The sequence below is a fragment of the Adlercreutzia sp. DFI.6.23 genome (assembly GCF_024462535.1).
Taxonomy (GTDB): domain Bacteria; phylum Actinomycetota; class Coriobacteriia; order Coriobacteriales; family Eggerthellaceae; genus Adlercreutzia; species Adlercreutzia rubneri.
Window position 1 is genome coordinate 1 of sequence record NZ_JANGBP010000826.1, and the last position, 287, is coordinate 287.

The 287-nt window shown below is 63.1% G+C and carries 1 protein-coding gene; it reads right to left on the reverse strand.

The features are described from left to right. Window positions 1–208, reverse strand: a 208-nt coding sequence (locus NE591_RS15620) for a FeoB small GTPase domain-containing protein (RefSeq protein ID WP_256157146.1), incomplete at its 3' end; no start/stop codon positions are given. Between the last annotated feature and the right edge of the window lie 79 nt (window positions 209–287).

The following is a 287-nucleotide window of genomic DNA, read 5'->3' on the forward strand; positions in this document are numbered from 1 at the left end:
CGGCGGCCCCGCAGGCATGGCTCTCGGTCAGCACGATGCGCTCGCAATCGGCGTTGGCCTGGGTGAACTCGCCCACGCCCTCTGAGGTCGGCACCACCGGGCAGCCCAAGCGCTTGGCAAGGGCATCGACGTCGATCTTATCGCCGTTTTTCTCCACGAGATCCATCATGTTGAGGGCCACGACGGTGGGGATGCCCATCTCGCGCATGCGGTTCTCAAGATAACGCTCTTAGTTGTCGTCCACGACATCGGGGCGATTCACGAAGAAGGTGAAGTGGGGCGGGCAG